The 26,174-nt window shown below is 67.8% G+C and carries 26 protein-coding genes; 4 read left to right on the forward strand and 22 right to left on the reverse strand.

Going from position 1 to position 26,174, the window contains the following annotated elements; translation table 11 throughout:
• Nucleotides 1-31 precede the first annotated feature (31 nt).
• The 5 genes from N5E02_RS04355 to N5E02_RS04375 all read right to left on the reverse strand — a co-directional run bounded on the left by N5E02_RS04355 (nt 32) and on the right by N5E02_RS04375 (nt 5,712).
• Entirely contained in the window at nt 32-1,159 is a 1,128-nt protein-coding gene (locus tag N5E02_RS04355; RefSeq protein WP_279945896.1) for an ABC transporter permease, read from the reverse strand.
• The gene (locus N5E02_RS04360) at nt 1,156-2,343 is read right to left on the reverse strand and encodes an ABC transporter permease (protein WP_279945897.1); all 1,188 of its coding nucleotides are present in this window, start codon (nt 2,341-2,343) and stop codon (nt 1,156-1,158) included. The genes N5E02_RS04355 and N5E02_RS04360 overlap by 4 nt, the downstream gene beginning before the upstream one ends.
• Nucleotides 2,328-3,341 (reverse strand): efflux RND transporter periplasmic adaptor subunit, encoded by a 1,014-nt coding sequence (locus N5E02_RS04365; protein ID WP_005415763.1) that lies wholly within the window; start codon nt 3,339-3,341, stop codon nt 2,328-2,330. The genes N5E02_RS04360 and N5E02_RS04365 overlap by 16 nt, the downstream gene beginning before the upstream one ends.
• On the reverse strand, nt 3,334-4,740 hold the full coding sequence (locus tag N5E02_RS04370; RefSeq protein WP_188238854.1) for a TolC family protein: 1,407 nt from the start codon (nt 4,738-4,740) through the stop codon (nt 3,334-3,336). Before N5E02_RS04370 ends, N5E02_RS04365 begins: the two co-directional genes overlap by 8 nt.
• Nucleotides 4,741-4,818: 78 nt before the next feature.
• Nucleotides 4,819-5,712, reverse strand: a complete 894-nt coding sequence (locus tag N5E02_RS04375) for a LysR family transcriptional regulator ArgP (protein WP_005415765.1) — start codon at nt 5,710-5,712, stop codon at nt 4,819-4,821.
• A 105-nt stretch (nt 5,713-5,817) separates the two neighbouring features.
• On the opposite strand from N5E02_RS04375, the gene N5E02_RS04380 reads away from it, so the two are divergent.
• Complete coding sequence (locus tag N5E02_RS04380) at nt 5,818-6,432, forward strand: LysE/ArgO family amino acid transporter (protein ID WP_111127956.1); 615 nt, start codon at nt 5,818-5,820, stop codon at nt 6,430-6,432.
• Here the strand turns inward: N5E02_RS04380 and map are convergent.
• From map to N5E02_RS04455, 15 genes are all read right to left on the reverse strand, one after another.
• Nucleotides 6,429-7,211, reverse strand: a complete 783-nt coding sequence (map, locus tag N5E02_RS04385) for a type I methionyl aminopeptidase (RefSeq protein WP_279945909.1) — start codon at nt 7,209-7,211, stop codon at nt 6,429-6,431. The two genes, N5E02_RS04380 and map, sit on opposite strands and share 4 nt — an antisense overlap.
• A 10-nt stretch (nt 7,212-7,221) precedes the next feature.
• Nucleotides 7,222-7,434: a ParD-like family protein gene (locus N5E02_RS04390; RefSeq protein ID WP_005415768.1), complete on the reverse strand. Its 213-nt coding sequence runs from the start codon at nt 7,432-7,434 to the stop codon at nt 7,222-7,224.
• A gap of 68 nt (nt 7,435-7,502) precedes the next feature.
• Entirely contained in the window at nt 7,503-7,862 is a 360-nt protein-coding gene (locus N5E02_RS04395; RefSeq protein WP_053498166.1) for a VOC family protein, read from the reverse strand.
• Between the two features lie 63 nt (nt 7,863-7,925).
• A complete protein-coding gene (locus N5E02_RS04400; RefSeq protein ID WP_111127953.1) occupies nt 7,926-8,810 on the reverse strand; it encodes a hypothetical protein in 885 nt (294 codons plus the stop codon).
• A gap of 3 nt (nt 8,811-8,813) precedes the next feature.
• Nucleotides 8,814-9,878 (reverse strand): GNAT family N-acetyltransferase, encoded by a 1,065-nt coding sequence (locus N5E02_RS04405; RefSeq protein WP_279945900.1) that lies wholly within the window; start codon nt 9,876-9,878, stop codon nt 8,814-8,816.
• 28 nt (nt 9,879-9,906) lie between these two features.
• Complete coding sequence (locus N5E02_RS04410; protein WP_171958168.1) at nt 9,907-11,307, reverse strand: aminotransferase class III-fold pyridoxal phosphate-dependent enzyme; 1,401 nt, start codon at nt 11,305-11,307, stop codon at nt 9,907-9,909.
• A 64-nt stretch (nt 11,308-11,371) separates the two neighbouring features.
• A complete protein-coding gene (locus N5E02_RS04415) occupies nt 11,372-12,088 on the reverse strand; it encodes an MtnX-like HAD-IB family phosphatase (protein WP_111127949.1) in 717 nt (238 codons plus the stop codon).
• Between the two features lie 174 nt (nt 12,089-12,262).
• A complete protein-coding gene (locus tag N5E02_RS04420; RefSeq protein WP_111127947.1) occupies nt 12,263-13,465 on the reverse strand; it encodes a DegT/DnrJ/EryC1/StrS family aminotransferase in 1,203 nt (400 codons plus the stop codon).
• 10 nt (nt 13,466-13,475) lie between these two features.
• Nucleotides 13,476-13,874 carry a DMT family transporter gene (locus N5E02_RS04425; RefSeq protein ID WP_032954032.1) on the reverse strand — a complete coding sequence of 133 codons (399 nt, stop codon included), beginning with the start codon at nt 13,872-13,874 and terminating at the stop codon, nt 13,476-13,478.
• Nucleotides 13,871-14,230 carry an EamA family transporter gene (locus tag N5E02_RS04430; RefSeq protein WP_021202495.1) on the reverse strand — a complete coding sequence of 120 codons (360 nt, stop codon included), beginning with the start codon at nt 14,228-14,230 and terminating at the stop codon, nt 13,871-13,873. The genes N5E02_RS04425 and N5E02_RS04430 overlap by 4 nt, the downstream gene beginning before the upstream one ends.
• A gap of 1 nt (nt 14,231) precedes the next feature.
• The gene (locus tag N5E02_RS04435; RefSeq protein ID WP_005415777.1) at nt 14,232-15,068 is read right to left on the reverse strand and encodes an alpha/beta fold hydrolase; all 837 of its coding nucleotides are present in this window, start codon (nt 15,066-15,068) and stop codon (nt 14,232-14,234) included.
• An 80-nt stretch (nt 15,069-15,148) separates the two neighbouring features.
• Nucleotides 15,149-16,528, reverse strand: coding sequence for a sensor histidine kinase (locus tag N5E02_RS04440; protein ID WP_065186713.1), 1,380 nt, complete (start codon nt 16,526-16,528; stop codon nt 15,149-15,151).
• The gene (locus N5E02_RS04445) at nt 16,525-17,208 is read right to left on the reverse strand and encodes a response regulator (RefSeq protein WP_008265770.1); all 684 of its coding nucleotides are present in this window, start codon (nt 17,206-17,208) and stop codon (nt 16,525-16,527) included. The genes N5E02_RS04440 and N5E02_RS04445 overlap by 4 nt, the downstream gene beginning before the upstream one ends.
• A 133-nt stretch (nt 17,209-17,341) precedes the next feature.
• Complete coding sequence (locus N5E02_RS04450; RefSeq protein ID WP_111127946.1) at nt 17,342-18,469, reverse strand: metallophosphoesterase; 1,128 nt, start codon at nt 18,467-18,469, stop codon at nt 17,342-17,344.
• Between the two features lie 73 nt (nt 18,470-18,542).
• Complete coding sequence (locus N5E02_RS04455) at nt 18,543-18,992, reverse strand: helix-turn-helix domain-containing protein (RefSeq protein WP_111127944.1); 450 nt, start codon at nt 18,990-18,992, stop codon at nt 18,543-18,545.
• 86 nt (nt 18,993-19,078) lie between these two features.
• Here N5E02_RS04455 and N5E02_RS04460 point away from each other — a divergent pair, with 86 nt between their 5' ends.
• Complete coding sequence (locus N5E02_RS04460; protein ID WP_231114046.1) at nt 19,079-20,287, forward strand: MFS transporter; 1,209 nt, start codon at nt 19,079-19,081, stop codon at nt 20,285-20,287.
• A 95-nt stretch (nt 20,288-20,382) separates the two neighbouring features.
• On the opposite strand, the gene N5E02_RS04465 is transcribed toward N5E02_RS04460, so the two are convergent.
• Nucleotides 20,383-21,798, reverse strand: a complete 1,416-nt coding sequence (locus N5E02_RS04465; protein ID WP_279945905.1) for a GGDEF domain-containing protein — start codon at nt 21,796-21,798, stop codon at nt 20,383-20,385.
• Nucleotides 21,799-22,084: 286 nt separating this feature from the next.
• On the opposite strand from N5E02_RS04465, the gene N5E02_RS04470 reads away from it, so the two are divergent.
• On the forward strand, nt 22,085-24,334 hold the full coding sequence (locus N5E02_RS04470; protein ID WP_279945906.1) for a TonB-dependent siderophore receptor: 2,250 nt from the start codon (nt 22,085-22,087) through the stop codon (nt 24,332-24,334).
• A gap of 140 nt (nt 24,335-24,474) precedes the next feature.
• The gene (locus tag N5E02_RS04475; protein ID WP_171955919.1) at nt 24,475-25,455 is read left to right on the forward strand and encodes a cation diffusion facilitator family transporter; all 981 of its coding nucleotides are present in this window, start codon (nt 24,475-24,477) and stop codon (nt 25,453-25,455) included.
• Nucleotides 25,456-25,493: 38 nt separating this feature from the next.
• On the opposite strand, the gene nfi is transcribed toward N5E02_RS04475, so the two are convergent.
• Entirely contained in the window at nt 25,494-26,168 is a 675-nt protein-coding gene (nfi, locus tag N5E02_RS04480) for a deoxyribonuclease V (RefSeq protein WP_279945907.1), read from the reverse strand.
• Nucleotides 26,169-26,174 lie beyond the last annotated feature (6 nt).

Below are 26,174 nucleotides of genomic sequence, written 5' to 3' on the forward strand. Positions count from 1 at the left end.
GGATTAAGTCGCAATCTCCCAAACCGGCCGGTTACGACTTAATTCCCTCCGTCCCCTTTTTGGCGAGGAGGCGCCAGGTGGCGAGGCTGCCATAGAGCAGCAGCAGGACGGTGAGGGTGATCAGTTCGTGGCTGACGTCGGCCAGGCGGGCGTCCATCTGGTTCAGGCGCACCATCAGGTTGATGCCCGAGGTGGTCGGCAGCAGCTGTGCCAGCCAGACCAGCGGTTGCGGCGTCATCACCGCCGGCCACGACAGGTTGGCGAGGAAAAACAGCGGGATGGAGGTGGCGATGATGTACTGGAACGCGCGTTCGCGGGTACGGAAGAAGCTGCCGATGAACAGGCCGAACGCCACCGTCGCGGCGATGAACAAGGTGCCGCCCAGCAGCTGGCCCAGCGGGTTGCCTCCTCGTGGATAGTCCTGCACCCAGGCGGTGAACCCGGCATACCAGAACAAACCGAACAGGCCGATCAGGCCGAAGCCCATCGCCATGCCGGCCAGGGTCGGGAGGTCGAAGCGCAGGCGCCGGCCGAGCGCGAGGCGGCGGCCGCCGAGGAGTACGCCGATGCCCATCAACAGCGTCTGGTGCACGATCAGCTCGGCCACGCCGGGCACGATGGCGCTGCCATAGCCTTCCTGGGTGTTGTACAGCGGGCGCTGTACCAGGGTGACCGGCGGTGCCTGTGGCGCGCCCATGAAGGCGGCCTGGCCGACCACGGCGTCGCGCCCGAATGCGCCCAGTGCATCGGCCACGCTGCCCAGCACCCAGCTGGCACGGCCCAGGTAGGCGCCGTTGCCAAGCAATACCAGCTTGGCCGGATGGCCGCGCAGGATGTCGCGCTCCAGGTTGGCCGGGATCACGACGATGCCTTCGGCGTGGCCGGCTTCGAGTTGCTCGCGTGCGCTGTCGACGTCCGCCGGTTGCCCGACCACGCGCGCAACGCGCAGTGCGTCGAGCTTGCGCAGCAGCTCGCGGCTGGTCGCGCTATGGTCTTCGTCCACCACCAGCACCGGCAGGTTGCCGGCCACCTGGTGCCGGTAGGCGGCTGGATAGAAGAACGAATACAGGATCACCGCACCGACCATCACCACGATCGCGTAGCGGTCGCACAGCACCGCCATCAGGGTCTGCCGCAGGCTGCGCCAGAGCATGCTCATGCGTCAGCCCCTGCGGATTGTGCGGCGGCAGGCGTGCGTGCAAAGGCGATCAGGCGCAGGCCGCCGATGCCACCGGCCACCACCGTCATCAACAGCAGCGTAGCCAGCGGCCATGCCGAAACCTGCAGCGGCGAGCCGATGAACTGCTGCTGGGTCTGCAGCTTGATGTAGGCGCTCAATGGCAGCAGCTGGTGCCAGACGCGGGTAAACAACGGCCCGTCCAGCACCGGGAAGGTGGCACTGGAAAACGCCAGTGCGGTGCCGATGCTCAGACCCACCGCGGACAGCGCGGTACCCATGTCGCGGGTGACGCCGACGAAAAACAACGCGTAGGCGACCGTGGCCAGGTAGAACAGGGGCTGTGCGAGCAGCAGCAGGAGCACGCTGCCGGCCACACCATCGCCGCGCAGCCAGGCCAGGTAGCCGATGCCGAGCGCGCCATACAGCGAGAACAGCAGGAGGTACGGCGCGACCTTGCCGGCGATCGCCGACCACGGCGTGCGAGCCAGCCAGGCGGGCAGGGTGCCATCGCGGATCTCGCGGCCGAGGCTGCCGGCCACCGCAAGTGCCAGTACCAGTGACAGCACCGCCGGGAAGATCAGTGGCAGCAGGAACAATTCGTAGCTGCGCGCCGGGTTGTAGAGGATGTCCGACTGCACCGCTATCGGCGCCGCGCGCAGCTTGCCCGGGCCAACCTGCAGGCCGATGCGCTCGCGCAGCAGGCGTGCGTTCCATGCGGAAACCGCGTCGCCGATGTCGCGCGACGCGGACTGGCCGGTGGTCATGTAGGTGGCGTTGTAATAGGCGAACACCGTGCCCTGGCGCCCACGCAGCGCCTGCCGGGTGACATCGCGCGGCACCAGCACGATGGCGAACACGTCCAGGCTGCCCAGCTGCGAACGTGCCTCCTCCAGGTCCGCTGGCTGGCTGGCGACGCGTACGCCGGGACTTGCGTCGAGCATGCGCAGCAGAAGGCGGCTGTCACTGCTATGGTCAAGGTCGACCACAGCAATCGGGATATCGCGCATCACCGACGGCGTGAACATCCATGCCATCACTACCAGCATCAGTAGTGGCAGCAAGGTGACCAGCAGCAGGTCAGCACGGTTGCTGCGCAGCGACTGCAGCTCGCGCCGCCACGAAGCGGCGAAGCCGTTGCGGTCCGGGCTCAGTGCTGGGGCCATGCGAACAGCACGCTCATGCCGGGGCGGAAGCCCTCGATGCGGCGTACCGGGCGCACCCGCACCTCGAAGCTGCGGACGTCATAGCCGGACGACTGGCGGGTGGTACGCCAGGTTGCGTAGTCGCCGGCCGGATTGATGAAGTAGACCTCGAACTCACCATCCAGGCCCAGCGCCGGCACGCTGCCCTGCAGTTTGCTGCCGACCTTCAGGCCCTGCATCTGCGATTCGCGCAGGTTCATCGCCACCCACATGCGGTCGATGTCGACCAGGGTGAACACCGGATAGCCGGCCGGCACCAGCTCGCCCGGATCGGCCATGCGCTTGTTGATCTCGCCCGCCACCGGCGCGCGTCCTTCCACTTCTGCTCGCGCGGCGTTGACCTCGGCCACCGCGCCCTGCGCCTGCTGTACCTGGCCCTGCGCGGCGCGCTTGTCCTGCTCGCGGGCGCCGGCCAATGCCATGTCGTACTGCGCGCGGGCGGCGCGGGCCAGTTCGCGCGAACTGGTGGCCTGGGCATGCGCTTCATCGCGCTTCTGCCGGGTCATCACCCCTTCGTTGAACAGGTTCTGCACGCGCTGGTAGGTCGCTTCGGCCAGCGTCGCGCCGGCTTCGGCCCGCTTCCAGTTCGCTTCGGCGGCACGGATGTCTTCGCTGCGCGCGCCTTCATCGGCCTTGTCGGCCACCGCCTGCGCAGCGGCCAATGCGCCGTGCGCCTGCTGTTCCTTGGCGGCCACTTCGGGACTGTCGAGCAGGAACAGCACCTGCCCGGGCTGCACGCGATCGCCCTCGCGCACCTTCAGCTCGGCCACGCGCGCGGTGATCTTGGCGGCCACGTTGATCGTGTCCGCATCGGCCATGCCCTGGATCTGGTCGGCCGGGCTGCGCCAGGCCAGCCACAGGCCGAGCACCACCGCGACCAGCAGGACCACCAGCAGGATCGGTCCCAGCCGTCGCTTGCCGGGGGGCGTCGTCGCATCGTCGTGCAGCACATCACTCATGGTCCATCACCTCGTCCGCACGCCGCCGGAATTCTTCGAAACGGTCCATCTGTCCACTGATCTCCAGCAACTGTGCCAGCGCAATGTCGTATTGGTAGGCGGCCTGTGCGCGCTCGACACGGGCGCCGCCCAGGCCGAGCCGCGCATCGATCACATCCAGCGAGGTGGCCTGGCCTTCGCGGAATGCCAGCTCCTGCAGGCGCAGGTTTTCCTGTGCCTGGGCGATGCTGCTGTCGAGCAGCACGAACTGCTGGCGCGCGGTCTCAAGTTCGTTCCAGGCCTTGCGCACGCCCAGTGCGACCTGGTTCTCGGCCTCGCGCAGGCCCGCTTCGGCCTGGTCCTGCTGCGCACGCGCGGCGCTGATCTGCGCCGGCCGCGAGTTCGGCGACAGGAAGGTGTACTTCAGGCCGATGCCGAACGCCCAGTCCGGGTCGGTCAGCATCTCGTCGCGGCGACGGAAGTCGTACTGGCCGAAGGCGAAGATCTGCGGCTTCAGCTTGGCCTGCTGCACGCGCACGCCCTGTTCGGCCTGCGCCACCATCGCGCGCAAGCGCGCGATCTGCGGCTGGCGCGCCTGCGCCGTGCGCTCGAAGCTGGCCACCGGTTCCATCGGCACGCGCTGCACGAACAGCGGCGACACCGGCTGCACCTCGCCACCACTGCGCAGCAGCGTGGCCAGCGCGGCCTTCAGCGTAGCCAGATCGTTCACCGTCTTCTGGTATTCGCGCTCGGCCTTGTCGCGGGCCACGGTGGCCTGCAGGCGCTGGGCGCGGGTGGCGAAGCCCTCGCGCTCCAGCTTTTCTGCATCGGACAGGTGGCGGTTGAGGCCGTCGCGTACGTCGCGGCGCACGTCCACCGCCTGCTCGGCCAGGCGCTGGCCGAAGTAGGCCTGGGCCAGCTGCACGGTCAATGATTGGCGCTGTGCCTCGCGCTCGGCGTTGGCCTGCTCATGGGCGGCGCTGGCCGCACGTTGCGCGGCCGGGATCACGCCGCCGGTGTACAGCGGCAGCACCGCGGTCACTACCGGGCGTGTACGCCAGTCGCGCTCGGTGAACGACAGCGGCGAATCGATACCGAAGGCTTCAGCCACGGGCGCCAGCGAGCCCAGTGGCAGGGTCAGGGTCTTCTGGAACTGCAGGCGGCGCACTTCGCCGGTGATCTCCGGCAGGCGCAGCAGGCGCGTGGCGTCCTGCAGGTCCTGCTTGTTGCGTACCGCTGCATCAGCCGCCGCCAGCGCATCGGAGACCTGCTCCAGGCGTTGGCGTGCCTGTTCCCAGTCCAATGCGGGGGCGTCGGTGTTGTTCTGCGCGGACGCAGCGGTTGGCAGGCAGGTCGCCAGCACCAGCGCCAGCGCGGCCTTCGCGCGGTGCATCCTTGTACGTCGGCCGATCACGCCCATGCCGTCCCAGTGGTAAAGAAGTGCGCAAACGGTAGTGCGCGCGGCGTGAAGCCCGAGTCTGCGGTCATCGGATTGTCCTCAACGAAGGGTGCCGCTGGCCGCAGTGCGCAGCGCCTGGGTGATGTGCTGCAGCGTGCTTGAGCGCACGGCGGCATGTTGCCAGTACAGCGGCACATCCAGCCAGCGGCGGGGTTCCAGTACCACCACGCGGCCGGCGCGCACGGCGGGCGCGACCAGGGTTTCCGGGGCCATGCCCCAACCGAGTCCGCACGCGGCAGCTTCGACGAAACCGGTGGAAGAGGGCAGGTAGTGTAGCGGCGGCTGCAGTCGCGCGCGGGTCAGGCGCCGCACGAAGCGCCATTGCAGCTCATCCTTGCGGTTGAACACCAGCATCGGTGCGCGCGCCAGGGCCGCGGCCTGCATGCCATCGTTGAAGTACTGGCGGGCGAAGCCGGGCGAAGCGATCGCGTGGTAACGCATGGCGCCGAGCGGGTGCACGTTGCAGCCCTTCACCGGCTGGCTTTCGGCGGTCACTGCGCCGAGCACGCTGCCATCGCGCAGCAACTGCAGGGTGTGGTCCTGGTCGTCCATGCGCAGGTCGAACAGGTAGCCGTGGCGCTGGTGCAGGTCTGCGATGGCGGGCACGAACCAGGTATCAAGCGAGTCGTCGTTGACTGCCAGGGGGATCGGCGTGCGCGCGGTGTCACTGCCACGCTCGGGCAGCAGCTCGGCCAGCGCCTCGGCTTCCAGCGCCTGCATCGGCCGTACCCGGCGCAGCAGCGCTTCACCCGCGGCGGTGGGGCGGCACGGTGCCTGGCGAACCAGCAACACCTGCCCGAGCCTGTCCTCCAGGGCCTTGATCCGTTGCGACAGTGCCGACGGGCTGATCGACAGGCGGCGTGCCGCAGCCTCGAAGCTGCCTTCTTCCAGCACCGCAGCGAATGCGGCCAATTGTGGATGTACCAGATCCATGCCGGTGCCCCTTCAGTTTTTCTGCACAGGATAAAGAAAAACCAGATTGTCTTAACCGGCCGTTGGCCGCACCCTGCGCATCCCTTCGCTGCCTGGCTTGTCCTGATGTGGATCGCCGCTGCCGCCGCCGGCCTGTTCGCAGGTGCCGGCCTGATCATCGCCATCGGTGCGCAGAACGCCTTCGTGCTGCGCCAGGGCCTGCAGCAGCGCCATGTGGGGAAGGTGGTGCTGGCCTGCGCCGGCGCGGACATCGTGCTGATCCTGGCGGGCGTGGGCGGCATGGGCGCGCTGGTGCTGCAGTGGCCGCTGCTGCTGCAGGGGCTGCGCTTCGGTGGCGCGGCCTTCCTGCTCTGGTATGGCCTGCAGGCGGGGCTGCGCGCATGGCGCGGTGGCAGTGCGCTGGCCGCCGCCGAGGCGCAGGGCGGCAGCGGACGGCAGGTGCTGCTGACCTGCCTGGCCTTCACCCTGCTCAACCCGCACGTCTATCTGGATACGGTGGTGCTGCTGGGCAGCCTGTCCACGCGCTACCCCGGTGACCTGCGCTGGGCGTTCGCCGCCGGTGCGTGCGCCGCCAGCGTGGCCTGGTTCTGCACGCTGGGCTATGGCGCGCGCCTGTTGCAGCCGGTGTTCCGCAGGCCGGACGCCTGGCGGGTGCTGGATGGGGGCGTCGCGATCTTCATGTTCTGCCTGGCAACGCTGCTTCTGTTGCGTCCGCTCTAGCCCGCATCCACCGCGCACAATGGCGTTTCGCCGGGGCGCAGGGTCAATACGCGCACGCCGCTGCGGGTAACCGCCACGGTGTGCTCGAACTGGGCAGACAGCTTGCCGTCGCGGGTGTAGACCGGCCATTGGTCCGGCTGCTGGCGGATGGCCGGCCTGCCCTGGTTGAGCATCGGCTCGATGGTGAACACCATGCCTTCTTCCAGCACCAGGCCGGTGTTGGGATGGCCGTAGTGCAGGATCTGCGGTTCCTCGTGCATTTCCTGGCCGATGCCATGGCCGCAGTATTCCTTCACCACGGTGTAGCCGTGGCTGCGCGCGTAGCGGGCGATGGCGTGGCCGATGTCGCCCAGGCGCGCGCCGGGGCGCACCGCGGCGATGCCTTCCCACATCGCCTGGTAGGCGGTCTGCACCAGCCTGCGCGCGGCGTAGTCGACCTCGCCCACCAGGTAGGTGGTGCTGGAGTCGGCGATGTAGCCGTTCTTCTCCAGGGTGATGTCGAGGTTGACGATCTGGCCGTTACGCAGCACGTCGGTGGTGCTGGGCACGCCGTGGCAGATCACGTTGTCGATCGAGGCGTTGAGCACGTACGGGAAGCCGTACTGGCCCTTGCTGGCCGGCCGCGCCTGCAGCTCGTCAACGATCATGCGTTCGACGAAATCGTTGATCTCCATCGTGCTGCGGCCCTGCAGCGGCAGCCGGTCGAGCGCGGCGAACACCTGCGCAAGCAGGCGCCCGGATTCGGCCATCAGCGCGATCTCGTCGGGGCGCTTGATGATCGCCATCTGCTCAGACCTGTCCCGGTGCCAGCAGCGGCGGCTGCACGCCGGCAGCCCGCAGTTCGCTGGCGACGATGTCCTGGAAGCTCAGCGTGGGATTCATTTCGCACAGCATGCCGACCCGGATCCAGAAGTTGGCCTGGGCGTTGATCGAACGGCTGGAGACAGTGCAGGCACGGCGCAGCTGGTCGTGCAGGGTGTCATCGATGTTGACGATGCCCATGGGCGGTTCTGGCGGAGTGGATATACGAAGCATATATGTTTCGTATATATGCCTCAAGTCCGCATTGTTCAGTCCAGGTGGGTGGCAAAACGCAGGCGGTTGCCGTCGGGGTCGCGCAGCAGCATCTCGCGGCTGCCCCAGTCGGTGTCATGCGGTGGCTGCTCGATCGGCACGTTGGCGGCGCTGAAGGCGCGGTACAGGCTGTCGACGTCGTCGACGATGAAGTACACCGCGCCGCCGACCTCGCAGTCACCGCTGTGCTCGGTGAGGAAGATCGTCTGGCCATCGCGGGTGAGCTGGGCGAACAACGGCAAACCGGCTTCGAAGCGGTGTTCCCAGTCGACCACGAAACCCAGCCCCTGCACGTAGAACGGCAGGGTGGTATCGGCATGGCGCATGCGCAGTTGCGGGATGACGGTCTGGGGCATGGCGAGGGCTCCGGGGCGGGAACCCAGTGTAGTGCCGGCCAACGCCCGGCATTGCCGACGCGGTCAGCAGGCCGTCGGAGCGGCGGCGATTGCCGCCAGCAGTTCGCGGTTCACCTGCTGGTGCCGGGCCTGCCAGGCAGGAAGATCATCGGCGCTGACGTCCGGCTGGCCATCCAGCGACGACAGCCAGCGCTTGAAGCGGCTCTGGTAGTTGGCCAGCGAAACTTCGCCGGTGATGTCACTGCCGACCAGGCCACCGGCGCGCAGTGCTTCGATCACCACCAGTGCGTGTTCCAGCTGGAAGCGGCCCTGGTCCCAGTTGCTGCGCGCAACGTCCTCGGCGAATACATCCTTGTCGATCGACAGGTAGGTCGGCTGTGGGGATGCGGCCTGCTCGGCGGCGAACGCGGCGACCAGTGCTTCCGGGTGCTCGAAGCGTCGGAACGCACGGCCCATGCCGAGGCGGTGGCCCCAGCCCACGTCCACGTCCATGCACCAGTACGTCAGGCGTCCACCCATCAGCGGTCGCCAGTGGTTCTCCCAGGCATGACCGAGGCCGATATCGCTGGAAGTGATGCCGAGCACATGGACGTGCGAGATCTGCGGCAGCTTGCTGGCGGCGTTCACCCACGAGCCGCAGTGCATGCCGAGCGGGAACCGCATGTTGTCCGGATGGTTGTCCAGCACCACCAGTTGGAACGGGGCCTGCCCGCGCATGCGGCGCAGCAGTGGCAGGCTGAGGTGGTGGAAGTCGCCACTGCCGAGCATGACGGTTCCGAGCTGGGCCGGCAGTGGTGCCAGCACGTCAGCGGCGAAACGGTCCAGGGTGGCATTGCTGCAGGCAAAGCGCAGCGGGTCATGCCACTGCGGCAGGGCCAGGGTCTGTGCCTGGGGCAGCGGCAGCACGCCACCGTCCAGGTCCAGGATCAGCGGGGAACGCAACGGCATCGTTCAACCGCCTCCATCAGGTTCGCTCTGCAGGTGCGGGGCCAGCTTGCGCAGGGCGGCGCGCAGCAGCGGGGAGCGTGCGTGGATCGCGTGCCGGGTGGAGGTGAAGCGCGCACCCAGTTCGGCCTTGATGCGCGAGTCGGTCCAGCCGGCCACGTAGTGGCTCAGGCCGTGCCGCAGCGCGTACTCGAGGTTGTGCATCCAGCTGACCGCGTACAGGTTGTGCTCGCGCGACTGCGGATAGGCCAGGCCGATGTACTTGTCCACCAGCTTGCCGGCATGCACGTAGCACAGGTTCCAGCCGATCAACCGGCCCTGGTGGCGGTACAGGAACATCCGTCCCTGGCCCTGGCTGTCGGCCAGCAGGTACTGGAAATAGGGCAGGTCGAGCTGGTCGAAATGCACCGCGCTCTGCGCGTATACGTCCAGGTACAGCGCGTACAGTTCGGCCTGCAGTTGCGGGTCGGCCAAGGCCGGGTTGCCGGTGGCGATGCAGTCGATCTGCAGGTCATCGCGCGAACGCAACTTGCGACGGATGTTCTTGCGGCGCGAGGATGACAGGCGGCCGAGATAGTCGTCGAGCGAATCGAAATCGATCGCCACCCAGGCCAGCGGCATGCCTTCCAGTTCGACGAAGCCGCGTGCCAGCAGCGCCTGCAGGAAGGCGCCGCTGTGTGCGTTGGCCGCGTCGTCCAGCAGCGGTGAATCGACTGCCAGGTCCTTCACCACCAGCAGCCGGGTATCGCCGATCGCGTGACGCGTCACGTCCTCGGCCAGCGCCTCCGGGGCAACGTGTGCCGGCAGCGGGGTGTACTCGGTGCTGGTGGCACCGACGAAGCGCGTCTTCCAGGTGATCCACGGCCGCCACAGGCGCGACAGCGGCAGGCCGAGCAGCCTGCCGCGCAGTTCGTCATCCATCGTGGTGGTCAGGTCCAGCGGCGCACGGAAGGTCGGCAGGCCGCTGGGAAGGCGGCCTGCCTCAAATCCGAGCGGCGGGTGGGCCAGGAAGCCCTCCAGCAGCGCGGTCGGTTCCAGCGCGGTACTGGATGCGCGTGACGTCATCTCCATCGGCACGGGAACCGGCAGCGCATCGACCTCAGCCCTTGGCCTTGGTCAGCGCCTGGTCGAGCAGGGTGACCGCCAGGTCGATTTCTTCGTAGCTGATGTCCAGCGACGGCGCGAAGGTGATCACGTTCTTGTACCAGCCACCCACGTCGAGCACGAGGCCCATGCGCTTGCCGTCGTGCAGCAGGTCACCGGCCAGGCCGATGTCGACCATGCGGTCCAGCAGCTCCTTGTTCGGGGTGTAGCCGTCGGCCTGGCAGATTTCCGCACGCAGCGCCAGGCCCAGGCCGTCGACGTCGCCGATTTCCGGGTGGCGCTTCTGCAGGCCGCGCAGGCCGTCGAGGAAGTACGCGCCCTTTTCCGGCACGGTGCGCTCGTAATCCATTTCCTTGCCCAGCTTCAGCACTTCCAGGCCCAGGCGGGTGCCCAGTGGGTTGGAATTGAAGGTGGAGTGGGTGGAGCCCGGCGGGAACACGGTCGGGTTGATCAGCTCTTCGCGCGCCCACAGGCCCGACAGCGGGTTCAGGCCGTTGGTCAGCGCCTTGCCGAACACCAGCACGTCCGGGGTCACGCCGAAGTGCTCGATCGACCACAGCTTGCCGGTGCGCCAGAAGCCCATCTGGATTTCATCGACGACCATCAGGATGCCGTACTTGTCCAGCACGCGCTTGAGGCCGGTGAAGAAGTTGCGCGGCGGGATGACGTAGCCACCGGTGCCCTGGATCGGCTCGACGTAGAACGCGGCGTACTCGGCCTGGCCGACCTTGGGATCCCACACGCCGTTGTACTCGCTTTCGAACAGGCGCTCGAACTGCCACACGCAGTGGTCGGAGTACTCGTCCGGGGTCATGCCCTTCGGGCGACGGAAGGGGTACGGAAACGGGATGAACATCGCGCGCTCGCCGAAGTGGCCGTAGCGGCGGCGGTAGCGGTAGCTGGAGGTGATCGACGACGCACCCAGGGTGCGGCCGTGGTAGCCGCCCTCGAAGGCGAACATCAGGCTCTTGCCGCCGCGCGCGTTGCGCACGATCTTCAGCGAGTCTTCAATGGCCTGCGCACCGCCAACGTTGAAGTGCACGCGACCGTCGAGGCCGAACTTCTCGTGCATGTCCACGGCAATGGTCTTGGCCAGCTGCACGCGGGTCGGGTGCAGGTACTGGCTGGCGACCTGCGGCAGGGTGTCGATCTGGTCCTTCAGTGCATCGTTCAGGCGCTTGTTGCTGTAGCCGAAGTTGCACGCCGAGTACCACATCTGCAGGTCGAGGTAGGGCACGCCCGCGCCGTCGAACATGTAACTGCCTTCGCCGCGCTGGAAGATCTTCGGCGGATCGACGTAGTGGACGGTGTCGCCGAAGGAGCTGTAGCGGGCTTCGTCGGCCAGCAGCTGCGCATCGGAGGCAGCGGCGGCGGCGTTCTTGTCAAAAATGTTCATGCAGTTCGGTTCCGTGAAGGACGTTCGAAAGGGGTAACAGGGGAGCGCGCCTGCAAGGGAGTGCTCAGGCGGTGGCAAGCAGCAGGGGCAGTGCGGCGGGCTGCGGGCTGGCGTCGAGGCGACGTGGCTGCAGCAGGCTGCCATCGAGCAAGCGCGGCAGCAGTGCGATTGCATCGTGGAAGGTGTCGATGGCGGCATGCTCGATGCCGGCATTCGTGCAATGGGTAATCAGGCGGCGCTTGGCGAACACGAAGTCGGCGTCTTCGGACACGCAGAAATCCGAGCTGCCGTCGCCGATCATCAGCACGCGCGGTGCTTCGTTGGCGCGCGCCTGCGCGGCGCAGGCGCATTTGCAGGTGCCACTGCGGCAGCCTTCGGCCTGGTAGGGCGATTCCAGTTCCCAGTGGTCATCGCACCAGCGCAGGTGGTTGGCCACCACCGGCAGCTGCGCCAGGCCGTGGTTGGCGAGGATGCGATGGATCGCATAGTCCAGGCCGTCGCTGACGATGCGCAGTGGCAGGCCCAGCTGCTCGGTGCGAGCGACGAAGGCGACGAAACCTGGATCGATCTGCACCTGGTCCAGATGGGCATCAAGCGTGGCCGGATCCAGTTCCAGCCGCCGCACCTGGCCCTGCATGCATTCACGCGAGCCGATCTTTCCCGCCTTCCACTGGTCTTCCAGTTCCTGCCAGCCCGGCTGGCCGTACTTTTCCAGCAGCGAGTCGATGACATCTTCGAGGCTGATGGTGCCGTCGAAGTCACACAGGATGCTCCAGTGCATGGGCAGGTCCGTCGATGAGAAAGGCGTCCGGCACATTGCCGGGGCAGGCTCAATGTAGGCAGGCCGCCTTTCTCGTTCCTTTCCTGTTGAAAGGCGCTTTTGACGGGCTGGGAAAGCGTTCAGGAAAGTACATGGATGAATGCGCGGAGCGCAGGCCACGCGCGCACGTGCGGGTCAGGCGCGGGCCAGGACCTGCAGTATTTCGCCCGTCTCCTCACGGGTCTGCCAGGCGCTGTTGCCAAGGGTGAGCATGCGTGCGGCGAAGTCACGTGCATTGGGCACGTCCTCCTGCGGCACGATGCCACGCAGGTAGGCGTAGTCGGGCAGGGCATGGATGAACATGCGGCTGGCACCGAGGCCGCGCGGCCACAGGTCGTCCAGCGCGGCATCGCGCGCGCGCTGGCTGGGCAGCAGCAGCATCAGCATCGGCCAGGTGCCGCCGCTACCGGCCAGGCCATCGACCACCTCCACCGCCGGCAGTTGTGCCAGCTGCACGCGCAGCTGCAGTGCGCGCAGGCGCCCGGCCTGCAGGAACGCCGGCAATCGCCGCGCGGCATGGGCACCGATGTTCTGTCGCCATCGACTGACCCGGTGCTGCGGTATGTCCAGCGGGAAAATGTCACCGACCGCGTCTTCCAGATCGCCACGCTGCAGTGCGCTGCGCAGCGGATTGCCGTACACCAGCGACAGCAGCGAGGGGCGATAGCAGGCGGCAAGGCCAAGCAGCTGCACACTGCGAAGCAGCTCCCAGCGCAGGTTGAAGCGCACCTGTTCGGCGGCATGCTCGGCCAGTTCGGCGCGCAGTTCGTCATCGCGGCTGACCAGCAGGCCGCCTTCGTGCAGGCTCAGCCCCTTGCCGGCGGCCAGGCTGAAGAATCCGATGTCGCCACGCAGGCCGACACTGCTGTTGCCCACCCGTGCGCCCAGCGCCTGTGCGGCATCTTCGATGACCCAGGCGCCGGCGCTGCGGGCGATGTCGCAGGCCCGTTCGACATCGGCGATGCGACCGCCGAGGTGGGTTGGCAGGATGGCCAACGTACGCGCATCGGCCAACCGTTCGAGCTGGCCGGGATCGAAGTCGAAGTGGCCGCGCCGGGTATCGCACAGCTGCACGCGCAGGCCGAGGCTGTGCACCGCGATCGGCACCAGCGGGCAGGTGTAGGCCGGCATGATCACTGTGTCGCGCCTGGGTGCGCGCTTGCGCAAGGTGCGCAGGGCGATCAGCAGCGCGTGCGTGCCGGAACAGGTCAGCTGCAGCGGCGGCGTGCCCAGCTGGTTGGCCAGGATCCCGCGCAGGTCACCACCACCGGGAAGGAAGTCGCTGGCCTGCATCGGCAGGCCGGCGGTCGGTGGCAGTTCGCGCGCGAACAGGCTCATCGCAGCCCGCTCACGAGGTGCTTTCGGCGGGGCTGTGCGGGTCGTCCGCTTCCGCGCGGCCGAGGCAGACGATGCCGGCCACGATCAGTACCGCACCGACCAGGTGGTGCAGGGTGAGCGGCTCTTTCAGCAGCCAGGCCGACAGCAGCAGCACACTGATCACTTCCAGGTGCGAGGCCGCGAATGCCGGGCCGATCGGCGCATGCCGCAGCAGGCTCATCCAGGTGAAGAACGCACCGACGTAGCCCAGGATGGCGCCGTACACCCATGGTTGCGACAGCACGCGCAGCAGCCAGGTGGTGTTGGCCTCGACCGGCAGCGCAGCATCGCCGGCGTACTTGAAGCACAGCTGGGCCAGGGTGTCGAAGGCCATCAGCAGGGGGAAGCCGATCACATACAGGCGCCTCATGAGCCGGCCCCCACCACCGCCACGCCTGCTGTGACCAGCAGCATCCCGGTCACCCGCAATGGCGTGAGCTTCTCGCGGAACAGGATGCGGCCGGCGATCATCAGCGCCACGATGTTGATCGAGCCCAGCAGCACGCCCTTGGACAGCGGAACCAGTGACAGGAAGGCGATCCAGGCGACGAACTCAAGCACGTAACAGGCGATGCCGATCCACAGCCAGGGGCGGCTGAGCATGTGCTTCCAGCGCTGCAGTCCCTCGCCCTCCTGCGGGTCGCTGGCGGCGGCCTTGAAGGCGAGCTGGCCACCGGTATCGAGCACGACATTGGCCAGCCACAGCAGCGTGGCAAGTGCCCCCATCTCAGGCCACCGCCTTGAGGACGCCGCTGCGTTCACCGATCCCGGTGAAGAAGCGCGCGCTGCGGCGGATCACCTCGCGGCGTTCGCGGTCGATCGTGATCATGTGGTAGCTGTCCTCCAGCACCACCAGTTCCTTCGGGCCACTGACCCGCGACATCACCAGTTCGGCATTGCCCATGCTGGCCACGTCGTCTTCGCGGGCGTGCATCACCAGGCACGGGGCGGTGACCTGGTGCAGGTGGCGGCGGGTCCAGTTGCTCAGCGCACGCATCTCGGCCAGCGCGTGCCAGGGATTGCCCGGAAGGCCTGCCGCCGCGCTGTCGCCGGACAGCATGGCGGCGCTGACCTGCGCACGCAGGCGCTCGTCGCGCAGGCCGTACGGCGGTTCTTCCATGAACATGCGGTCGCGGCCGATGTTGAAGCGCTTGAACCACGGCAGCAGGAACGAGAGGCGGGCGACAGCGGGTATGTTCCAGCCGTCGTAGCGGAACGTGGCGCCATACACGCCGACGCCGGACACCCAGTCCGGTCGTCGAGCAGCAAGTGCCAGCGACAGCACCGCGCCCATCGACAGGCCACCGACGAACAGCTGGTCGACCTTGCCGCGCAGGCTTGCCGCCGCATCTTCCACGCCCTGGTACCACTGTTCCCAGGTGGTCGCCAGCAGGTCATCCACGGTGCCACAATGGCCGGGCAGCTGCACGCCGTGTACGGTGAAGCCGGCGTTGTTCAGCCCTTTGCCCAGCATGCGCATTTCCGCCGGGGTACCGGTCAGGCCGTGGACCAGCAGCACGCCCTGCGGGCCACCGGGGAGGAAGAAGTCGTGCGAGTCGGTCACCTGGCGGCTCCGGGACGGCAGTGGGGAGGGTCAGGATCGCAACCGCGATTTTCGCCAGCCTTTCAGCGCCCCGGTCCGGGTCAGGGGGCCTTCAGCAGCGGCAGTGTGATGGCGACCTTGAGTCCGCCGCCGGGGCGGTTGAGGAAGGTCAGGCGCCCGCCGAAGTGCTCCACCGCCTCGTGGGCGATGGCCAGGCCCAGGCCGGTGCCGCTGGCGGTGGTGCCGGGGGCGCGGAAGAAGCGCTCACCCAGCCGCGGCATCACGTCCTCGGGTACGCCGGGCCCGTTGTCCTCCACGTACAGTTCGACGTCATTGTCATCCAGCGCGTGCACGCCGACGGTGACGGTCGCATCGCGGCCGGCATAGCGCAGCGCATTGTCGATCAGGTTGTCCAGTGCTTCCTGCAGCTGGGCACCGTTGCCGAGCACGCGCAGCGGCTGGGGGCTGCCGCGGTAACCCAGATCGATGCCGTCGCGGATCGCTTCAGGCACGCGTGTACCGACCCACTGCGGCACCCGTTCGCACAGGTCCAGTGCCTCCACCGTCTCCGGCACGGTCTGGGCCCGGCTCAGCGCCAGCAGCTGGGTGCTGACCCGCGCGGTGCGCTGGTTGAGCCGGCGGATGTGCTGCAGTGCCTCGCGCACCGTGTCCGGGTCGCCATGCGCCAGTGCCTGGTCCACGTGCAGGGCCATGCCGGCCAATGGCGAGCGCAGCTGGTGCGCGGCGTCGGCGATGAAACGGTTCTGCAGGGTGATCATTTCCGCCTGGCGGGCAAACAGATCGTCGATGGTGCTGATCAGTGGCTGGATTTCCTCCGGTACGTCGGCGTCGGAGATCGGCGCCAGTTCGCCGCGGCGCTGTGCCAGGCGGGTCCTCAGCGGGGTCAGGATGCGCAGGCCATGGGTCACGCCGAACCAGACCAGCGCGGCAGTGCCCAGCGCCAGCATGGTCATCAGCGGGATGATGATCATCAGGATCTCTCTCGCGCGCTGGCGTCGTTCGGCCATGCTTTCGGCCACCGTCACCGCCAGCTGGTCCTGCGGATCGTTCATCGCCCGCGTGCAGACGGTGGCCATGCGCACCGGCTGGCCGTTGAGAATGCCATCGTACAGGGTGGGGTCCACGCCGGTGCATTCCTGCGAAGGCGCGTAGGCACTGAAATCCGCATTGCCGCTGAGCGTCCCCTGGCGGCTGCTGTCGACGTTGAAATAGCGATGGCCGTCGGGCTCGTACTCGATCAGGAAGCGCGCCTGCGGAGACAGGTCGCTGGTCACCGGCATGGTGCTCAGCATCTGTGCGAACGAGTGCGTGTCGTCGATCAGGTTGCGGTCGTGAATGCGGTTGGAATAGTCCAGCGCAACGTAATAGGCCAGGATCGTATTGAAGGTGAGCAGGCCAAGCATCGGCAACGCCAGGAACGCGAGCAGGCGCCGGCGCAGGCTGGGCGGTCCACTGATCACGGGGCGCTGTCGTCCTGCGCGTCTTCCAGCATGTAGCCCAGCCCGCGCACAGTGCGGATGCCCATGCCGCCCGGCTGCAGCTTGCGGCGCAGGCGGTGCAGGGCGATGTCCAGGCCGTTGTCGGTCAGGTCCTGGCCCCAGTCGCACAGCGCTTCCACCAGCTGCGCGCGTGACACGATGCGCTCTGCACGCACCGCCAGCGCCGACAGCAGGCCGAACTCGCGTGCGGTCAGTTCAAGTGATTGGTCGTCGATCCATACGCGGTGCCCGGCCAGGTCCAGGCGCAAGCGGCCGATGCGCAGGTCCGGATTGCCATTGCTGGTGACCCGCCGCAGCTGTGCACGCACGCGGGCTTCGAATTCGTCCAGTGCGAACGGCTTGACCAGATAGTCGTCGGCACCGAGGTCGAGCACGCGCACCCGCTCGGCCAGGCCGTCACGCGCGGTCACCACCAGCACCGCCAGGCCATCGCCACGCTGGCGCAGTCGTTGCAGCACGTCGCGGCCATCCAGTTGCGGCAGCCCCAGGTCCAGCACCAGCAGTGCGTACTGGGTCGAGCCCAGTGCTGCATCGGCGTGCGCACCGTTGTCGACGTGGTCGACCACGTGCCCCTGCCGGCGCAGCGAGGCGCACAGGCCGGAGGCGATGTCCGGGTCGTCTTCAGCAATCAGAACGCGCATGCGCGGGGGCTCCTGTAACGGTCAGGCCCACCGGCTGGACGGGGCGGGCCTCTCGGCTGCCGAAGGGTAGCCGCAAACCGGGTGAAGGTGGAGCGCGCCGGCACCTCCTGGCGCCGTCACGCTGTCCCTCCATTCAGTCCTGCAGCCCCGGCTCACCCCGCGCCAGCGGCACCCGGGAGCCATCCAGCAGGCCACGGCTGAGCTTGCCCTCCTCGATGAACAGCAGTTCGCCGTTCTCGCCGTTCTTGATGCTGCTGTCGATGGCGATCACGCGGTCGCCGTGGAAGCTGCTGACATGTGGCATCGAGGTATGGCCGACCACGATGCGCTTGAGCTGCAGGCGGTCGAGTACGGCCTGCACACCCGCGGTGTCGAGGCGGCCATCGAAATAGCCGCGGTACCAGATCGGGCTGGTCTTGCCGTCATACAGCGGTGCGGTGGCCGGGTCGGCCTTCACTTCGGCCCTGGGCAGGCCCAGCGAGGCCTGATAGGCCGCGTTGGTGCGTGCCGGGTCCAGCGCCAGCCGCACCGCCTCGGGCGAGATGCCGCCGTGCAGGAACAGGGTATCGCCGATCTTCAGCAGCACCGGTCGGGTGCGCAGCCACTGCCCGATCACCGAGTCGGCGCCATACAGCTGCGGGTAGCTGCGGCCCAGCAGCTGGGCGCTGCGCAGGTACTTCGGGTTGACGTAGCGCAGGTCGTCATACAGCACCATGGTTTCGTGGTTGCCGAGCACGAAGTGCACGGCGCCACCGGCGGCGGCCGCCTGCTGCTGCAGGCCGTAGAGCAGCCAGAACGCCTCGGTCACCTGCGGGCCGCGGTCGAACACGTCGCCGGCGATGACCAGCGTGTCCTTGCCCAGCGCCCAGCGATCCTGCGCGTCGATCACGTGATGGGCACGCAGCAGGCGCACCAGCAGCCCATACTGGCCGTGGATGTCGGACAGCGCGACGATGCGCGGTGTGGCCGGCAGCACCGAGACCGAGGCTGCATTCGGCGCAGCCACATGCACGGTGTGTTCGTAGCCGCAGCGCGGTGCGATATCGGTCCCTGTTGCCCCGGAGGCAAGCGTGCGCGATTCGACCTTGTCGGCACAGATCCACTTGGCCTGCACCCGGTCGCCCTGGCGGAACACATAGGGGCCATCGGCCTGCACGTGGTCGGCGGGCGCGGCCACCTCGCGCGCCTGCGTGGTTCCGGCGCTGCAGGCCAGCAACGGCAGCAGCAGGGCGGTCATCAGGGAAGGGCGAAAGCGCGACATCGTCGGTGTCCGGCGGCGGAAACATCCGATGCTAACCGGCGCGACCGGGTCGCGGTGTGCGCGAATGGGCGGGTCAGGCGCTGTGCCCGTCGTCCCGGAGCTTGCGCACACGGGTGGCGGCGGCCTGCAGCGGCTGACCGTCGCGACCGCGCGGCTGCATGTACGGCAGCGGGCGCCGCGTGCTGGACTCGATCAGCTGCGAATGGGCCTCGCCCGCGTCGAAGCGATGGCGCTCACCCCATTGGCGCAGCGCGACCAGCACCGGGAACAGCGCCTGGCCCGCGGCGGTGAGCACGTATTCCTGATAGGCCGAGCCATCGGAGGCCGGTTGCAGTTGCAGGATGCCCGCCTCGACCAGCCGGCGCAGGCGGTCGCTGAGGATGTTGCGCGCGGCGCCGAGGCTGCGCTGGAAGTCGCCGAAGCGGGTGATGCCATCGAAGGCATCGCGGATCACCAGCAGTGCCCAGCGATCACCGAGCAGGTCGGCGCTGCGGGCAACGGGGCAGGGGCTGTTGGCGTGCATGCTGTGGCCTCCGAATGTGGTTGCAGTTTAAAACCAAAGTGGCTAGCCTGCATCTGGTTTCAATATGAAACTAGATGACGAATGCCATGCCGATTCCACGCCCCCTGCTGGTGCTGCTTGCGGTTGCCGCCGGCGCCAGCGTTGCCAACGTCTATTACGCGCAGCCGCTGCTGGATCAGCTTGTACACGCCTTCGCGCTGGAACGGGCGGTTGCCGGCGCGGTGTTGGCCGCGACCCAGGCCGGCAGCGTGCTGGCATTGCTCGGGTTGCTGCCGCTGGCTGATCGCGGTGACCGGCGGCGCCTGCTGCGGCTGCAGCTGGCGGCACTGGTGGCGGCCCTGCTGTGGCTGGCAGCGGCACGCACGGCCGGTTGGCTGTTGTCTGGCATGCTGCTGGCCGGGCTGTTGGGCACCGCGCTGACCCAAGGCTTGATCGCCTATACGGCAGCGATGGCTCCGGCCGTGCAGCGCGGACGCGTGGTGGGGGTGGTGCAGGGTGGGGTGTTCATCGGGCTGCTGCTGGCGCGCGTGCTGTCCGGCACGGTGGCGGCCATTGCCGGCTGGCAAGCGGTCTATCTGCTGTCGGCAGCGCTGATGGCAGCCCTGGCCGTACTGCTGTGGCGGCGCCTGCCGGCCGTGCCGATACCCGCGGTACCGCCGCGGTGGCTCGACCTGCTGGGCTCGATGCTGGGCATGCTGCGCCGGGATCGAACGCTGCGCGAGCGTGGTCCGCTGGCATTGCTGCTGTTTGCCGGACTCAACGTGTTCTGGGCGGCGGCTCCCTTGCCGCTGTCGGCCCCGCCGCTGCAGTGGTCCACTGCGGCCATCGGTGCGCTCGGCCTGGCCGGGGTGGCAGGTGCATTGATGGCGTCGCGGGTCGGGCACTGGATGGACCGCGGTTTTGCCGATCGGGTCAGTCTTGGCGCGCTGCTGTTGATGCTGGTTGCGTGGTGGCCGCTGCTGGGCCTGCCGCAGTCGCTGTCGTTGCTGCTGCTGGGCGTGATCGTGCTCGACCTCGGCGGCCAGGCACTACATGTTTCGAACCAGGCATTGTTGCTGCGTGCACCGGCGGAACAGCATGGGCGCCTGGTGGCGTTGTACATGCTGTTCTATGCGGTGGGTAGTGGTGCCGGTGCGGCTGCCGGGCCCTGGATGCAGGCCCGGCACGGCTGGCCTGCCGTGTGCCTGCTGGGTGCAGGCATCGCGTTGCTGGCGCTGCTGTGGTGGGCGGGGTGGGGAGTGGTGGCGTTCAATGCATCGGCTGGCGCGCGGACCGGTAAAGTCGACTGTCGGTAGAGTCGACTGTCAGTCGACTGCTCTTCGCCCCGCGTGCGAAAAATTCCGCGCTGCGCGCGATAGTCGACCAGCGGTCGACTCTACCTGTCCTGTCGTCATCGCTGCAACGCACGCCGGCCCGGGGCTTCCTGCAGGTCCCCGCTGGCCACCACCACGCGGTTGCGGCCGCTGCGCTTGGCCTCGTACATCGCCGCGTCGGCACGTGCCATCAACCGTTCGTAGTCCGGGTGGCCATCATGGCCGGCCACGCCGATGCTGGCAGTCAGCGACAGAACTTGGCCGTTGGCCAGTGCCACTGGCGACTGCGCGATCTGCCGGCGCAGGCTCTCGGCGATCACCGAGGCCTGTGACTCACTGGCGGCAACCAGCACCACCACGAACTCCTCGCCGCCGTAGCGGAACAGGTAGTCGCTGCCGCGGGTCAGCTGGCCGAGCAGGCCGGCGACGTGCTGCAACGCGCGGTCGCCGGCATCGTGGCCGTGGCCGTCGTTGATCGCCTTGAAGTGATCCAGGTCGAGCAGCAGCAGCGAGAACGGCGTGCGATTGCGCGTGGCCAGCTCGATCTCCCTGCGCAGCACGGTAGGCAGGAAGCGGCGGTTGAGCAGGTTGGTCAGGGCATCGCTGCCGGCATCCAGTTCACCGATGCGTTCGAACAACAGCGTCATCAGGGTACGGATGGCGGCCAGGTCCTCGCGAATGGCCGGCAGCACCGCCAGTCGTTGCGCCGGGGTGTCATTGCTTGCCCGCTGCAGGTTGCCGTCGATGCGGGCCATCAGCTGGCCGACCTGCTGGGTTTCGCTGCTCTCGCCGAAGCTGGGGATGCCCTTGTGGGTGAACCACAGGCCGAATTCCGAGGTCGCCAGGCTGGCGCTTTCGCCGGCCTGCACGTGGCCGGCGAGTGCGTAGAGCAGGGCGTTCTCCCAGTCCAGCAGCAGTGCACGCTGGCGCTCGCGTTCGGTACCGACATTCTGCACCAGCGAGAACAGCCGGTAGGCAGCATCGGCACGGGTGGAGCGCTCACGTGCATGGGTGTAGGCCAAGGTCATGCCTTCCATGGCGATGTCCATGATCGCGCTGAGGCAGTCGATGGCGGCGAACGCGGTGGCGCTGTCGGGCGCGTCGTCGCGCAGGCGCACGAACAGCCCGTGCTTGAGTACGCGCGCGCCGCGGGTGACCAGGTCGACCGGAATGCCGACCCGGGCATGCACATCGCCGATCACGCGTTGCGAGGCAACGGTGGCGGCAATGCCGTCGGCATCAGTGGTCAGCAGCTGCACCAGCCAGCGCTGCATGGCCGGTTGCAGGCGTTGCTTGACCTGATCGTGGGACAGGAAGCGGCGTGCACGCCCGTCCTGCAACAGCACTTCGTAGAAGCGTTGGGCCAGCGCCGGCGGGGCATCGGTTGCGGCGGCGTGCAGCAGCGCGGTGGCGGCCGGGCCGGCCTGTTGCAGGCAGTGCTGCCAGGCCTCGGCCAGCGGCTGGCTGGCATCGTCCAGTTGAGGTGGTTCCACGTCGATCTCTGACTGCGTACGGCAAACCACGGGTATCGGCCGCGGCGGCGTGCGGTTGATGGTGGGCAAGCCAGCCAGTTTAAGCCCGATGCAGGGTCGTTCGGCACGCAGGGCACATCACGCCTGCGGTAGCAATGAGTGAATGCATTTGAGAATCACTCGCATTGATGGGAGAATGCACGCACGGATCGGGCCGCAGGCGACTGCAGCGACGCTCCGCCTCCCCCTCGTCGTTGCCTCAAGCCCTTTGCCAGAGGCCCCGTTGCCCTGCCAGAAGGTCCAGATCATGTCTCCTGCCGTTGTCCTCTCGCCGCGCCCGCTGGCGCTCGCCGTTGCCGCCCTGCTGGCGGGCAGCGCGCTGACCGCCCAGGCTGAAACCGACGCCACCGATATCGACACGGTGCACGTCACCGCCTCGCAGATTGCCCGCCAGGCGTTGGGTACCTCGACCATCACCGCCGAGGACATCGCCAGGCGCCCACCGGCCAACGACATCGCCGAACTGTTGCGCACCATGCCGGGCGTCAACCTCACCGGCAACAGCGCCTCGGGCCAGTACGGCAACAACCGCCAGATCGACCTGCGCGGCATGGGCCCGGAAAACACCCTGATCCTGGTCGACGGCAAGCGCATCGGTGCGCGCGATGCCGTGCGCATGGGGCGCAGCGGAGAGCGCAACACACGCGGCGACACCAACTGGGTGCCGGCGGAGATGATCGAGCGCATCGAAGTGCTGCGCGGACCGGCGGCGGCACGCTATGGCTCCGGTGCTTCCGGTGGCGTGGTCAACATCATCACCAAGCGCCCGACCGGCGACCTTGCCGGTGCGGTCGACCTGTACGGGCTGGTGCCTGAACACAGCGCCGAAGGTGGCAGCGAGCGCGTCGGCCTGCAGCTGAGTGGGCCGATGACCGACACGCTGTCGTTCCGCCTTTACGGCAACCTCAACAAGACCGACGCCGATTCACTCGATCTCAACCGTCAGTACGCCACCCAGCCGAACGCAGTGCCACCGGCTGGCCGCGAGGGCGTCAAGAACCGTGACGTCAACGCGCTGCTGCGCTGGGACGTGACCGCCAACCAGGTGGTCGAGTTCGAGGCGGGCACCAGCCGCCAGGGCAACATCTACGCTGGCGACCGTGCGGTCAGCACCACCGGCACTTCGACCGGCGTTGATCTGGCGGCGCTGGCCGACGGCAAGGCGGAGACCAACCGCATGTACCGCAACACCGGCGCGATCAGCCATCGTGGTCGCTGGGGCGATGTCACCTCGCGGGTGACGGCTGCGGTGGAAGCGGTGAACAACTCGCGCATCAACGAAGGCCTGGCCGGTGGCCCGGAAGGCAGCTTCAACGGCACCGACTGGTCGACCTCGCGCCTGCGCAACTACCAGCTGGACGGTGAAGTCAGCTTCCCGGCCACGCTGGGTGGTGCCGAGAACATCTGGACGCTGGGCTTTGAATACCTGGACAGCCGCCTGACCGACCCGTACTCGATGAGCCAGTCCAGCAGCAGCGGCGGTGGCATCCCGGGGCTGTCGGCTGATCGTGCGCGCGGCAAGGCCGATGCGCAGACCACGGCGGTGTTCGTGGAAGACAACATCTACCTGGGCGAGCGCTGGATCGTTACCCCGGGCCTGCGCTTCGACCACCACAGCCAGTTCGGCAACAACACCAGCCCCAGCCTCAACGCGCAGTTCCGTATCAGCGGCGACTGGGTGGTGAAGGGCGGCATTGCCCGCGCGTTCAAGGCGCCGAACCTGTACCAGTCGAATCCGGACTATCTCTACTACACCCGCGGCAACGGCTGCCCCAATGCGCTGCCGAGCCTGGGCGCCGGTTGCTACATGCGCGGCAACGCGGACCTGAAGGCGGAAACCAGCCTGAACAAGGAACTGGGCATCGAGTGGGCACCGCAGAGCGGCTGGCAGGCGTCGTTGACCTACTTCCACAACGATTACAAGGACAAGATCCAGGCCGGCTACACCCAGATCGGGCTGACCGCCGACACCAAGGGCCGCATCTTCCGCTGGGAGAACGCGCCGAAGGCGATCGTGCAGGGGCTGGAAGGCAACCTGGTCATTCCGCTGCTGGGCGAGCAGGGCAACCGCCTGAAGTGGAGCAACAACTTCACCTACATGGTGGAAAACGAGAACAAGACCACGCACCAGCCGTTGTCGGTGATCCCGAAGTACACGATCAACACCATGCTGGACTGGCAGGCCACCGACAGGCTGTCCGTGCTGCTGACCGGCACCTTCTACGGCAAGCAGGAACCGGCCACGACCAACATCAACAACGACCCGCGCTGCACCGGCAGCTGCGATGCATCGATCGCGCTGCAGGATCGTGGCGCGTACAACATCTGGGGCGTGAGCGCGCGCTACAAGGTGACCGAGACGGTTAGCTTCGGCTTCGGCGTGAACAACCTGGCCGACAAGCGCCTGTTCCGCGAGGCCAACAGCAGTGATGCCGGGGCGGCGACCTACAACGAGCCGGGCCGCGCCTACTGGGCCAGCCTGCGCTTCGGGTTCTGACCGCAGGCCGGCGTCGATCTGCAGCCCTCGCCGGGCCATGCCCGACGAGGGCTCGTGTGGCCTGCAATGTTATAAACATCGTAATAGTCTCCTCCGCCGGCACCGCGTAGCCTGCACCGCATCGCAAAGGAGCTGTTGCCATGGGCCACGACCACGATCACCTGCCATCCCAGATCCGCCACGAGAAGCCCTTGTGGTGGGCACTCGGCCTGACCACCACCTTCCTCGTCGTCGAAGTGGTGGGCGCGTTCTGGACCAACAGCCTGGCGCTGTTGTCCGACGCCGCACACATGGCCACCGATGCGCTGGCGCTGATGATCGCGCTGGTCGCGGTACGGTTGAGCCGGCGCCCGCCGGATGCGCGCCGCACCTACGGCTATGCACGGCTGGAAGCGTTGGGCGCGATGATCAACGGTGCCATGCTGTTCGTGGTCGCCGCCTACATCCTGTGGGAGGCGATCGGCCGCTTCCGCCAGCCGCAGGAGATCGCCTCCTCCGGCATGCTGGTGATCGCGGCTGCGGGCCTGGTCATCAACCTGATCTCGATGCGCCTGCTGCAGGCGGGCAGTGGCGAGAGCCTCAACGTGAAGGGCGCCTACCTGGAAGTGTGGGCCGACATGCTCGGCTCGGTGGCAGTGATTGCGGGCGCATTGTTGATCAAGTGGACCGGATGGAAACCGATCGACCCGATCCTGGCCGTGCTGATCGGCCTGTGGGTGCTGCCGCGTACCTACGTGCTGATGCGTGAGGCGATCAACGTACTGCTGGAAGGCGTGCCCAAGGGCATGGACGTGGCCAGGGTGCGCGACAGCCTGTCCGGCCACGTCGCAGTCCTGGACGTGCATGACCTGCACGTGTGGGCGCTGGCTTCCAGCACCCCGGCGCTGACCGCGCACATCGTGATGCGCCAGGGCACCGATGCCGATGCGCTGCGCCGTGAGCTGGGCGGACGCCTGCATGATGACTTCGGTATCGAGCACGTGACACTGCAGATCGAAGCGGACCACTGCGGCGAAGCCTGTGGCGGGCCGGCGCCGGCCAAGGGCGGCGGACACGAGGGCCATGAGGGCCACGACCACGGCGAGGACGCGCAGGGCCATCGTGGCCATGTGCATCGTTGATCGAAGATGACGCGCGCGCCGGGAGACGCCCGGCGCAGCTATTCGTCCCGCCGCGAGGCCAGCCGATCCGCCAGCCGGGTTGGCTCCGGCAGCCGATAGCCACGCAGGGTGTGCTGCACCCAGCCCAGCGCGGTATCGGCACTGACCCGATGGCCACCGGCCACGAACAGCGGCTTGCAGCGCACCTTGCTGCGCAGCACCCAGCCCAGTTGCTCGTCGCCATCCAGCAGCGGTGTATGCGCACCAGCTTCGGCGCCCGGTTCGACGAACCTTCCCACCAGTTTCGATTTCGCCACGCCGATGCTCGGCAGATCGGTGACCACGCCCAGATGCGCGGCGACGCCCAGCCGGCGTGGATGGCTGATGCCGTGGCCATCGACGAACACCAGGTCCGGCGTTCGTGGCAGCAGTGCCAGTGCGGCCAGCAGTGCCGGCAGCTCGCGGAAGCTGAGCAGGCCCGGGATATAGGGCATGAGTGTAGGAATCCGCGCGATCTCATGCGCCACGGGCTGCAGCGTCCTTGCATCCAGCAGCACCGCCGCGGCGCGGGTAATGGCACCGTTGTCCTCGAATCCGACATCCAGCCCGGCCAGCCAGCGCACCTTGCGTGGCAGGCGGTCCTGGCGTTCCACGCGGCCGGCCAGCTGCAGCTGTTGCGCTCGAGCGGCGGTGACGCTGCCTTCCCAGCGCCCGGGGTCGATCACCGTATTCATGGGTCA

The organism is Stenotrophomonas sp. GD03777 (genome assembly GCF_029842485.1).
In the GTDB taxonomy this organism is placed as follows: domain Bacteria; phylum Pseudomonadota; class Gammaproteobacteria; order Xanthomonadales; family Xanthomonadaceae; genus Stenotrophomonas; species Stenotrophomonas sepilia.

Coding starts and splice junctions, on each gene's coding strand:
- N5E02_RS04420 (WP_111127947.1), bottom strand. CDS start 13,465: ATGAGCCTGTTCGCGCGCGAACTGCCACCGACCGCCGGCCTGCCGATG.
- N5E02_RS04355 (WP_279945896.1), bottom strand. CDS start 1,159: ATGAGCATGCTCTGGCGCAGCCTGCGGCAGACCCTGATGGCGGTGCTG.
- N5E02_RS04360 (WP_279945897.1), bottom strand. CDS start 2,343: ATGGCCCCAGCACTGAGCCCGGACCGCAACGGCTTCGCCGCTTCGTGG.
- N5E02_RS04450 (WP_111127946.1), bottom strand. CDS start 18,469: ATGTCGCGCTTTCGCCCTTCCCTGATGACCGCCCTGCTGCTGCCGTTG.
- N5E02_RS04400 (WP_111127953.1), bottom strand. CDS start 8,810: ATGCCGTTGCGTTCCCCGCTGATCCTGGACCTGGACGGTGGCGTGCTG.
- N5E02_RS04395 (WP_053498166.1), bottom strand. CDS start 7,862: ATGCCCCAGACCGTCATCCCGCAACTGCGCATGCGCCATGCCGATACC.
- N5E02_RS04470 (WP_279945906.1), top strand. CDS start 22,085: ATGTCTCCTGCCGTTGTCCTCTCGCCGCGCCCGCTGGCGCTCGCCGTT.
- N5E02_RS04445 (WP_008265770.1), bottom strand. CDS start 17,208: ATGCGCGTTCTGATTGCTGAAGACGACCCGGACATCGCCTCCGGCCTG.
- N5E02_RS04430 (WP_021202495.1), bottom strand. CDS start 14,230: ATGGGGGCACTTGCCACGCTGCTGTGGCTGGCCAATGTCGTGCTCGAT.
- N5E02_RS04370 (WP_188238854.1), bottom strand. CDS start 4,740: ATGGGCGTGATCGGCCGACGTACAAGGATGCACCGCGCGAAGGCCGCG.
- N5E02_RS04425 (WP_032954032.1), bottom strand. CDS start 13,874: ATGAGGCGCCTGTATGTGATCGGCTTCCCCCTGCTGATGGCCTTCGAC.
- N5E02_RS04390 (WP_005415768.1), bottom strand. CDS start 7,434: ATGGGCATCGTCAACATCGATGACACCCTGCACGACCAGCTGCGCCGT.
- N5E02_RS04380 (WP_111127956.1), top strand. CDS start 5,818: ATGTGGATCGCCGCTGCCGCCGCCGGCCTGTTCGCAGGTGCCGGCCTG.
- N5E02_RS04455 (WP_111127944.1), bottom strand. CDS start 18,992: ATGCACGCCAACAGCCCCTGCCCCGTTGCCCGCAGCGCCGACCTGCTC.
- nfi (WP_279945907.1), bottom strand. CDS start 26,168: ATGAATACGGTGATCGACCCCGGGCGCTGGGAAGGCAGCGTCACCGCC.
- N5E02_RS04375 (WP_005415765.1), bottom strand. CDS start 5,712: ATGGATCTGGTACATCCACAATTGGCCGCATTCGCTGCGGTGCTGGAA.
- N5E02_RS04460 (WP_231114046.1), top strand. CDS start 19,079: ATGCCGATTCCACGCCCCCTGCTGGTGCTGCTTGCGGTTGCCGCCGGC.
- N5E02_RS04405 (WP_279945900.1), bottom strand. CDS start 9,878: ATGGAGATGACGTCACGCGCATCCAGTACCGCGCTGGAACCGACCGCG.
- N5E02_RS04410 (WP_171958168.1), bottom strand. CDS start 11,307: ATGAACATTTTTGACAAGAACGCCGCCGCCGCTGCCTCCGATGCGCAG.
- N5E02_RS04415 (WP_111127949.1), bottom strand. CDS start 12,088: ATGCACTGGAGCATCCTGTGTGACTTCGACGGCACCATCAGCCTCGAA.
- N5E02_RS04475 (WP_171955919.1), top strand. CDS start 24,475: ATGGGCCACGACCACGATCACCTGCCATCCCAGATCCGCCACGAGAAG.
- N5E02_RS04365 (WP_005415763.1), bottom strand. CDS start 3,341: ATGAGTGATGTGCTGCACGACGATGCGACGACGCCCCCCGGCAAGCGA.